The sequence below is a fragment of the Micromonospora sp. genome, from assembly GCF_048594385.1.
Taxonomy (GTDB): Bacteria; Actinomycetota; Actinomycetes; order Mycobacteriales; family Micromonosporaceae; genus Micromonospora; species Micromonospora wenchangensis.
Window position 1 is genome coordinate 1 of the sequence record NZ_JBMDWU010000451.1, and the last position, 4936, is coordinate 4936.

Genomic DNA, 4936 nt, shown 5'->3' on the forward strand with positions numbered 1-4936 from the left:
CGGTCGACCTCGTCGGCCACCCGCCCGCCCGGTCCGGTCTCGGGGGCGACTGTGGACAGGGGGAGCAGGGGCAGGGCCAGGTAGCTGCGGTAGTCGTACCGGCCGTCCCACTTGTCGAGCGCCACGTCGAGGAAGGCGGACAACTCGCGGGCGGGGGTGGTCCGCGCGTTCACCCGGGCGCGCGCGGCGTCCAGCTGGACGAGGAGTTCCTTTTTGACGAAGTGTTTACCGACACGATGAAATTCGGTGACCACTGCCTGGTAGGGAAATTGCTCGGGATCGGCCGTACCGGACGACCAGCTCGTCAGCTCACGCACGAACCGCACCTCGTGGGGGTATCTGTCACAGGGAGCGCCGACGATTTTTCGAGTGGCGCGGCTCGTCATGCCTCTGCGGTGCCCGAATGCGCCGCCACCGGGACGTCGGCGCCCGGCCGGGACGGGCGCAGCTCGGGAAAGAACCGGTGTTCGAGGAGCTTGGCGAGCACGTTCGCCGCGCTGCCCGGGGTGCCGCCGGGGGCGTGCCCGCCGACCCGCAGGGCGACCTCGTAGTGGCGCACCCGCCACTGGTGGACCTGCTCGTCCCAGGCGATCATCGCCTCGGCGAGCCGCCGGGTCGGGTCGGTCGGTGCCAGCGCGTCGAGCCTGCCGCCCCGGGTGGCGAGGTGCTCGGCGAAGACCCGGCCGAGCCGCCTGCTGACCGTCGCGGCCCGCCGCCAGCCGGGCGACTCGGCACCGGAACCGTTGCCCAGCGCGGGTTGCATCGTCTGGAAGTCGACAGGCGACAGGTGCCGGAACATCTCCAGCTGGTCGGTGACCAGTCGCACCGCGAGCGTCGCGCGGGCCAGCAGCGCCGCCGCCGCGGTCGGGTCGGCGGCCCCGGTCCGCCCGACGGCGGCGCTCAGCTCGGCCTCGGCCAGCTTCAGCCACAGCTCGGCGGACTGGTGCACCACCTGGAAGAGCAGCTCGTCACGGTGGAGCATCTCCGCCGGGCGGCGTTGCAGGGCGAGCAGCTCGTCGGTGCGCATGTAACGGGCGTAGTCCGTGGAGCCGTCGCCCGGCAGCACCGGTGACTGGTCACGTTTCACGACTGTCCCTTCTCCTAAACGCCGGCGCGCACGGGACCGGCACTCGACAGCGGCAATTATTCAACGACGAACGGCAATGTGTCACCCCCTGTTCCACGATTAGTGATCCTCGGCGCTCCGAGCGAATCGCCGCCTTTGCGCTCCGGCCCGGGTCGGCTATCAGAACGAAATACGCGAGTCAATACCAGGGTGTGCCTGACGTGTCACAGGTCGGCGGGCCGGGATGCGGTCGCCGATCGCCGGTGGCCGGGTGCGGTTTTCCGGTGTCGCCGTTCCGGTGTCGCCGCCGGCGCGGGGCGTCGCCGGCGGAACATTGCCCCGGGTGGTCGTTTGCATACTTTCCGAAGTTGTGATGGGGTCTGGCGGAATCGTCGCCGAGGGTGTCGTTTCGACAGCGAAAAGTGACGGGCCCGTCGGGCCGGTCGCCCGGAAGGAGTGCCATGACCACTGCGCCGACCTCCACCTCGTGCCGCGTCGACGGATTCGGGGAGGTGTCCCTCCGGCCGGTGGATCCCGACCGGGACGTCGCGGTGATCCACGACTGGGTGACCCGGGAGCGGTCCCGGTTCTGGGGCATGCGCGGGGCCAGCCGGGAGCGGGTCCGCGAGATCTACGCGTACCTCGACTCGCTGACCACCCACCACGCCTACCTGGCCCACCGGGACGGCCGGCCGGTGGCGCTGTTCCAGACCTACGAGCCGGCGGCGGACCCGGTCGGGCGGTGCTACGACGTACGCCCCGGCGACTTCGGCATCCACCTGCTGATCGGCCCGCCGGACGACGGCCCGCAGCCCGGCTTCACCGGCGTGCTCCTCGACGTGTTCCTCGCGTTCGTGCTGGCCGACCCGACCCGGCTGCGGATCGTCGCCGAACCGGACGCCCGCAACGCCCGCGCCATCGACCGGCTGGTCCGGGCCGGCTTCGTGCCCGGGCCGGAGATCGACCTGCCGGAGAAGCGGGCCCGGCTGCTCTTCCTCGACCGCGCCGCCCGGGAGCGTTGACCAGGCTCGGGGCTGCGCGGGCAGGGGGCGACGCGCCCCGAGCGGGTGACGGGTGACCCACGTCGCCATTCACGTTGTTGGTTAGGTTAGCCTCACCTACGTGCTTAGTGATCGAGTTCGCCCGGCGGGGGAGCGGCACCACCTGACCGGCACCGGGACCCTGCCCGTCGCGCCCTGGCGGCTGTTCGACGTCCAGGTACGCACCGCGCGTCGGCTCAGCCCGTCGTTCCTGCGGGTCACCTTCACCGGCCCGGACCTCGACCGGTTCGCCGACAACGGGTACGACCAGCGGATCAAGCTGGTGCTGCCGCTGCCCGGCCGGACCGGCGTGCACCTGCCCGGCGGCGACGACTGGTACACCCACTGGCGCGCCCTGCCCGAGCAGGAGCGCTGCCCGATCCGCACGTACACCGTCCGGGCGGTCCGGCAGCACCTGTCCGAGGTGGACGTGGACCTGGTGCTGCACGGCGACCACGGCCCGGCGGGCCGGTGGGCTCTGCGGGTCCGCCCCGGCGACGAGGCCGGGCTGCTCGGACCCGACGCCGGCTACGACGGCGAGCACGGCGGCATCGAGTTCCGCCCGCCGCCCGCCGGCCGGCTGCTGCTTGCCGGTGACGAGACCGCCGTGCCCGCGATCAGCGCCATCCTGGAACGCCTGCCCCTCGACGCCCGGGGCGAGGTGCTGCTCGAGGTGCCGGACCCGGCCGACGTCCTGCCGGTGTCCGCCCCACCCGGCGTCACCGTGAGCTGGCTGGCCCGCGCCGGCGGCGGCCACGGCAGCAGGCTGCTCCCCGCCGTGGCAGCGGCGGGGCAACGGCTGCTGTCGGGCACCGGGACGACGCCCGCCGGGGCGGTCGTCGACGTCGACGTCGACGTGGCCCCGCTGTGGGAGGTGCCGACCCCGACCGCGCCCGTGCCCGTCTACGCCTGGCTCGCCGGCGAGGCCGGTGTCATCCGCGCGCTGCGCCGGCACCTCGTCGCCGAGCGGGGCGTGGACCGCCGCGCCGTCGCCTTCATGGGGTACTGGCGGCTGGGGCGCGTGGACCCGGCCTGATCCGTGACCAGCGGCTGTGACCCGCGTTACCTCTCGGTGGAGCGGGAATCAGAACAGCAGGTCCGGATTTGAAGCCAGGTGTGACTGTCGTACCGCCTCGCGCCCGGCCGCACCACGACCGGGCGGAGCTTCCCCGATGACCGATCTCGCCCCCGACCGGCTGACGAAGGTCGCACCGACGCCCGGAGAACTGATGACCCGCCGGCAGCGGGTCCGGCTCGTCCTCGTCCTCGGCTCGCTGATCGCCATCGGCCCGCTGACCATCGACATGTACCTGCCGGCGCTGCCCGCCATCGCCGCCGACCTCATGACCACCTCGGCGGCGGTCCAGTTGACCCTCACCGGCACGCTCGCCGGGCTGGCCCTCGGCCAACTGCTGATCGGGCCGCTCTCCGACGCCGTCGGCCGCCGTGGCCCGCTCATCGCCGGCCTCGCCCTGCACGTCGTGGCGTCGGCGCTCTGCGTCGTCGCCCAGCACATCGCCGTCCTCGGCGCGCTGCGGGTGGTGCAGGGCCTCGGCGTCGCCGCCGCCACGGTGGTCGCGATGGCGGTGCTGCGGGCCCTGTTCAACGGCACCGCCTTCGCCACCCTGCTGTCCCGGCTGCTGCTGGTGATGGGTGCCGCCCCCGTCCTCGCTCCGACCCTCGGCGGCGGGGTGCTGCGCTGGACGGACTGGCGGGGGGTCTTCGTGACCCTGGCCGTCTTCGGGGTGCTGCTCGTCGTGGTCGCCGTGATCGGCCTGCCCGAGACCCTGCCCGCCGAGCGTCGCCAACCCGGCGGCGTGTGGTCTACCGCGCGCCTGTACGGCGCGCTGCTGCGCGACCGGACCTTCGTGGGGCTCGTCGTGGTCGCCGGGCTGGCCATGGCGGCCCTGTTCGCGTACGTCGCCGGCTCGTCGTTCGTCCTGCAGGAACGGTACGGGCTCGACGAGCAGCAGTTCGGGCTGGCGTTCGGGGCGGGCGCGGTGGGCCTGATCGGGGCGGCCCAGTACAACGTCCGGTTGCTGCGCCGCCACTCCCCGCAGCGCATCCTGGTCACCTCGTTGAGCGTCGGCACCCTGGCCGGGCTGGCCCTGCTGGCCTTCGCCGTGACCGGGTTCGGTGGGCTACCCGCCCTGCTGGTGGCGCTGTGGGTGGTGCTGGCGGCGGCCGGCCTGGCGATGCCGAACGCCCCGGCGCTGGCGCTGTCCCGCCACGGTGAGGCCGCCGGCACCGCCTCGGCCCTGCTCGGCGCGGTGCAGTTCGGCGTCGGCGCGGTGGCCGCGCCGATGGTGGGGGTGCTGGGCAACGGCGCGGTGGCGATGGCGCTGGTGGTCGCCGGGGGCATGGTGGCCGCGCTGGCGGTGCTGTTCCTCGTGGTCCGCCCGTCCCGGCTCGCCGACCTGGAACCGCCCTCGGCGGTCGTGGTCGTGCACTGACCCGACCCTGACCGGGCACCTACCGCCCGGTCACGGTCGGGGCGGGCCGGTCACGGGGTGTCCGCGTTTCCGGGGACCTCACAGAGCCGGTGACCCTCGAAGATCTCCGTCACCCGGCGCAGGCTGACGTCGTCCCGGGCCAGCTCCATGGCGACCTGCTCCACGGCGTACAGGAAGCCCCGGATGTCGGCGGGGGTGAGCAGCGCGGTGTCGGCCATCAGCGACAGGTGGATCCGCTCGGCGGTGCCGCCCGCGTCAACGTACAACGGCATCGCCTCGGCGGCGGCCCGCTGCGGCCACTCGAAGGTGGTCGTCGCGGCCAGCCCGGCCAACGCCTGGGGGTCCGGCGCCGGGCCGGCGGGTCGCGGTTGCAGCGA

The 4936-nt window shown here is 73.5% G+C and carries 5 protein-coding genes and 1 pseudogene; 3 read left to right on the top strand and 3 right to left on the bottom strand.

Features of this window, described 5'->3' with window-relative positions:
• A pseudogene (locus tag ACOJTC_RS24700) lies at positions 1-326 on the bottom strand (hypothetical protein); the annotation flags it as partial.
• A gap of 56 nt (positions 327-382) precedes the next feature.
• Positions 383-1087 carry a tryptophan 2,3-dioxygenase family protein gene (locus ACOJTC_RS24705; protein ID WP_420118675.1) on the bottom strand — a complete coding sequence of 235 codons (705 nt, stop codon included), beginning with the start codon at positions 1085-1087 and terminating at the stop codon, positions 383-385.
• A gap of 440 nt (positions 1088-1527) precedes the next feature.
• Here ACOJTC_RS24705 and ACOJTC_RS24710 point away from each other — a divergent pair, with 440 nt between their 5' ends.
• The 3 genes from ACOJTC_RS24710 (at position 1528) to ACOJTC_RS24720 (ending at position 4559) form a co-directional block, all read left to right on the top strand.
• Positions 1528-2088: a GNAT family N-acetyltransferase gene (locus tag ACOJTC_RS24710; RefSeq protein WP_357930388.1), complete on the top strand. Its 561-nt coding sequence runs from the start codon at positions 1528-1530 to the stop codon at positions 2086-2088.
• A 142-nt stretch (positions 2089-2230) separates the two neighbouring features.
• Complete coding sequence (locus tag ACOJTC_RS24715; RefSeq protein ID WP_420118677.1) at positions 2231-3142, top strand: siderophore-interacting protein; 912 nt, start codon at positions 2231-2233, stop codon at positions 3140-3142.
• A 193-nt stretch (positions 3143-3335) separates the two neighbouring features.
• Complete coding sequence (locus ACOJTC_RS24720; RefSeq protein WP_420118678.1) at positions 3336-4559, top strand: multidrug effflux MFS transporter; 1224 nt, start codon at positions 3336-3338, stop codon at positions 4557-4559.
• Positions 4560-4609: 50 nt separating this feature from the next.
• Here the strand turns inward: ACOJTC_RS24720 and ACOJTC_RS24725 are convergent.
• Positions 4610-4936: hypothetical protein (locus ACOJTC_RS24725; protein WP_420118676.1), on the bottom strand; the 327-nt coding region annotated here is incomplete at its 5' end.